The sequence below is a fragment of the Microbacterium sp. NPDC089189 genome, assembly GCF_040685095.1.
Taxonomy (GTDB): Bacteria; Actinomycetota; Actinomycetes; order Actinomycetales; family Microbacteriaceae; genus Microbacterium.
This window is the reverse complement of sequence record NZ_JBFBHG010000052.1, coordinates 1-4,430: the sequence shown is the minus strand read 5'-3', so window position 1 is coordinate 4,430 and position 4,430 is coordinate 1. Positions and strand designations below refer to the sequence as shown.

General features: G+C 71.3%; 3 protein-coding genes. All 3 read right to left on the bottom strand.

Annotated elements, in window-relative coordinates; all coding sequences use genetic code 11:
* Positions 1-73 precede the first annotated feature (73 nt).
* The gene (locus tag AB0N73_RS16235) at positions 74-1,186 is read right to left on the bottom strand and encodes a 5-methyltetrahydropteroyltriglutamate--homocysteine S-methyltransferase (protein WP_363565391.1); all 1,113 of its coding nucleotides are present in this window, start codon (positions 1,184-1,186) and stop codon (positions 74-76) included.
* A gap of 72 nt (positions 1,187-1,258) precedes the next feature.
* Positions 1,259-2,179 carry a serine hydrolase gene (locus AB0N73_RS16230; protein ID WP_363565389.1) on the bottom strand — a complete coding sequence of 307 codons (921 nt, stop codon included), beginning with the start codon at positions 2,177-2,179 and terminating at the stop codon, positions 1,259-1,261.
* A 69-nt stretch (positions 2,180-2,248) separates the two neighbouring features.
* Complete coding sequence (locus tag AB0N73_RS16225; RefSeq protein ID WP_363565387.1) at positions 2,249-4,213, bottom strand: M13-type metalloendopeptidase; 1,965 nt, start codon at positions 4,211-4,213, stop codon at positions 2,249-2,251.
* Positions 4,214-4,430: the final 217 nt, after the last annotated feature.

The following is a 4,430-nucleotide window of genomic DNA, read 5'->3' as shown; positions in this document are numbered from 1 at the left end:
ACGGTGGGTTTAACCCGCTGTCTCGGCGCGAAAGTGCTGTCTCGGCGTTCCGGCGAACGCGGGGCGGGGCGGGTCAGGGCCAGACGGTGCGGGCGATGTCGACGACGGAGCGGATCTTGGCCCACTGCTCGGCCTCGGTGAGGGTGTTGCCCTCTTCGGTCGAGGCGAAACCGCACTGCGGGCTCAGGGCGAGCTGGTCGAGCGGGGCGAACGCCGCGGCCTCGTCGATGCGGCGGCGGATGTCGTCGGCGTCCTCGAGAGCCCCCGTCTTGGTCGTGACGAGCCCGAGCACCACGCGCTTGTCGCCGGGGGGCAGGAAGCGCAGCGGCTCGAACCCGCCAGCGCGCTCCGAGTCATACTCGAGGAAGTACCCGTCGTAGTCCGTGTGCGCGAGGAGCGCTTCGGCCACGGGCTCGTAGCCGCCGGACGAGATCCACGTCGAACGGAAGTTGCCGCGGCAGACGTGCGTCGTGATGACGAGGTCGTCGGGCCGGTCGGCGAGAATGCGGTTCAGCAGCCCCGAGTAGCGCTCGGCGATCCCGTCGGTGTCGATGCCGCGCGCCCGCGCCTTGGCCAACTCGTCCTCGGAGCAGAGGTACGCCCACGCGGTGTCGTCGAACTGCAGGTATCGGGCGCCGGCGGCGTAGAAGGCGGCGACCGCATCCCGGTAAGCGGTGACGAGGTCGTCGACGATCGCGTCGCGACCGCTGTACGCGTCGGGATGGATGTTGTCGGGCTCGAGCCGGAAGTCGAGGACGGTCGGGGCCGGGATCGTGAACTTGGGCTCCACGCCGGTGCCGGCGAGCGCGTCGCGCAGCGCGACGAAGTGGGCGAGGAAGGGGTGGTCGTCCGGGAACGCGATCGGACCGGTCACGCGGATGCCGCGGGGCTTGGTCTGCACGCCCTGGAACTGGATGCCGTGGTCGAGCTCGACGATCTCGACGCCGTCGAGCTGGCCGAAGAAGTCGAAGTGCCACCAGGAGCGGCGGAACTCCCCATCCGTGGCGAGGGCGAGACCGCTCTCGGCCTCGTGCCGCACCAGGGTGGCGATCTCGGCGTCCTCGACCTCGCGGAGGTCGGCGTCCGACAGCTCGCCCGCTGCGTGGCGCCGACGCGCCTCGGCGAGGGCGGTCGGGCGCAGGAAGCTGCCCACGATGTCTGCTCGATACGGTGCACGTTCGGTCACACCGCGATCGTACGCGCCTTCATCCGCCCGATGAACGGTCGGCCCGCGACACGGACCCGCCCGCGGCGGGCCTCAGTACACGTACTCCATGAGCTCGACGCCCAGCACACGGAAGGCGTCGTGCGCGCGCAGCCGGTGCGCGATCGACAGGTCGTCGAAGCCCACGAAGAGCGCGTAGGCGACGCCGGCACGAGGGCCCGCGAGCACGCCGGCCTCGGTGCGCACACCCGCGGCGCGCCCGGTCTTGTTCACGAACAGGAGGCCGTGCTCGTCCTCGTCGTGCCCGAACGGATCGAGTCCGGTCGCCGACGCGACGAGCGAGAGGTCGTTGCCGTGGCTGAGCCACTCGGCCACCTGCGCGCTGACCCCGGCGCTCACGGCGGTGCTGTTGACCAGCGCCGCGAACAGCCGCGCGTACTCACGCGCCGAGCCGAGCGCCACGTGCGGGGCGTCGTCGGGCCCGCGCTGATCACGGAAGCTGTCCATGAGCGCCGACCGGGTCAGTCCCAGCTGCTCGGCGCGGGCGCGCACCGCCGGGAGTCCGACGCGCGAGAGCAGCGCGTTGGCGGCGAGCGCGTCGCCGACGGATGCTGCGAGCACCGCCAGATCGATGAGCGGCAGCGCGGGCGCCTTCAGGTGCCGCCAGAGCCCCGACACGGCCACGGGATCCAGCGCTGCCCGATCCACGATCTCGTACTGGTCGATCGTCCCGGCCTCGAACTGCGCCGCCACCTCGACCAGCAGCGGCACGACGCCGAGCCCGGCGATCGGAACGCTCAGGAAGTCGTCGCCCGAGAGCACCGTGGCGCCGCTGTCGAGATCGTCGACCCGCACCGACACCTGCGCCCCCGACGCGGCCAGCGCGTCGAGACTCTTGAGCGTCGAGGTGAAGGATCGGCGCCCGGCCGCCGCGCGCCGCGGCACGCGTTTGACGCCCCGGCGTGACTCACGCGTCGGTTCCGTGCCACGAACGGGTTCGGGCGAGCTGGCCACCACCGGCATCCTTCCTCGACGAGCGCTGCGAAGCGGGAGCGACGTTACGCGGTCGCTGTTCCCGCGGGGTTACCAGATGGTGACGCGCTGGCCCTCGTCGAGCCACAACGCGTCGCCCTCGGACACATCGAACGCCTCGTAGAACGCGTCGATGTTGCGCACGATCTGGTTGCACCGGAACTCGTTCGGCGAGTGCGGGTCGATCGTCAGCAACCGGATCGCCTCGGCCTCGCGGCTCTTCTGCTGCCAGATCTGCGCCCAGCTGAGCAGCAGGCGCTGCACACCCGAGCGCCCGTCGATCTCGGGTGCGGGCTCGCCGCCGAGCGACAGCTCGTACGCCTTCAGCGCGATGCTGAGACCGCCCAGGTCGCCGATGTTCTCGCCGATCGTGAGCGAGCCGTTGACGTGGTGCTCGGGGGCGAGGCCCTCGGGCACCAGCGCGTCGTACTGCGCGACGAGGTTCGCGGTGCGCTCCTCGAAGGCCGCGCGGTCGGCATCCGTCCACCAGTCGCGCAGCGACCCGTCGCCGTCGAAACGGCTGCCCTGGTCGTCGAACCCGTGGCCGATCTCGTGCCCGATGACCGCGCCGATGCCGCCGTAGTTGGCCGCGGCATCCCGGGTCTCGTCGAAGAACGGGTACTGCAGGATCGCGGCGGGGAACACGATCTCGTTCATGAGCGGGTTGTAGTACGCGTTGACGGTCTGCGGCGTCATGTACCACTCGTCACGGTCGATGGGCTGGCCCACCTTCCCGAGCTGACGGTCGTGCTCGTGGATGTGGGCGCGCCGCACGTTGCCGACCAGGTCGACGGCGTCGATCTCGAGCGTCGAGTAGTCCTTCCACTTTGCCGGGTAGCCGATCTTCGGCGTGAAGGCGTCGAGCTTGGCGAGCGCGCGCTCGCGGGTCTCGGGGCTCATCCAGTCGAGCGCGGAGATCGACTGGCGGTATGCCTCGATCAGGTTGGCGACGAGCTCGTCCATGGCGGTCTTCGCCGCCGGCGGGAAGTGACGGTCGACGTAGACCTTGCCGACGGCCTCGCCCAGGGCGGCCTCGACCAGGCTCACGCCGCGCTTCCAGCGCTCGCGGTTGACGGGCACGCCGGTGAGCTGCGTGCCGTAGAACGAGAAGTTCTCCGCGACGAAGGCGTCGGGCAGGAAGGCGGCCGCGCCGTGCACGACGCGGAAGCGCAGCCAGGCCTTCCAGTCCTCGAGGCGCTCCTCGGTGAGCAGGGTGCCGAGACCCTCGAGGAAGCTGGGCTGCGAGACGACGACCTCGGCGAAGGCGTCGGGATGCTGGGGGGCGAGCGCCTCGAGCCACGGCGTCAGGTCGACGCCGACCCGGGCGGTCACGTCGGCCCAGGTGGTGAGGTTGTAGGTGGCGACGGCATCGCGGCTGCGGACGTTGTCCCAGTGGTGGCCGGCGAGCTCGGTCTCGAGCGCGATGATGCGATCAGCGGCGGCGGCCGCATCCGGCACCTCGGCGAGGACGAGGATGCGCTCGATGTGTCCGCGCAGCGCCGACCGGGTCTCCTCGAATCCGTCGAGCCGGTAGTAGCTCTCGTCGGGCATCGACAGCCCGCCCTGGATGAAGAACGGCAGGTAGCGCTCGGGGTTGCCCGGGTCGGGCTCGACGTAGAGGTCGATGATGCCGCTCACGCCGTCGCGCTCGAGGGCTCCGACCAGCGAGAGGAAGCCCGCCAGATCGGTGACCTGGTCGACGCGCTCGAGCTGCGCGCGCACCGGTGCGGTGCCCAGCTCGTCGATCCGGTCGGTGTCCATGAAACTCGTGAAGAGGTCGCCGATCTTGCGCGCCTCGGTGCCCGGCTCCGCCGCCTGGGACTCCAGGATGATCGCCTGCACATCCTTCTCGGCCTGCTCGGCGATGAGGTGGAACGAGCCCCAGCGGGCCTTGTCCTCGGGGATCTCGCTGCGGGCGATCCACTCGCCGTTGACGTGGCGGAAGAGGTCGTCCTGGGGGCGGATCTCGCTGCTCAACTCCTCGAGAGCGAGACCGGAACGGGGGGCGTCGGTCATGGCGACAGGATATGCCCGCCGCCCTGTGTGCCGGCTCCATCCCCCGCCCGGCGCGTGCCCGCGGGTGCCCCGCGCCGCGCCGTCCCCCGCCGCCGCTCGCCCCCGCGCCCCCGCGCGCTCGTCCCGTCCTACCCCGCCGAGCGCACATCCCGTGACCGAGCGCCCCTGCCCGCCCCAGTTCGCGCGACGACCGGGGGGGGCGACGGGCGGGGGGGCG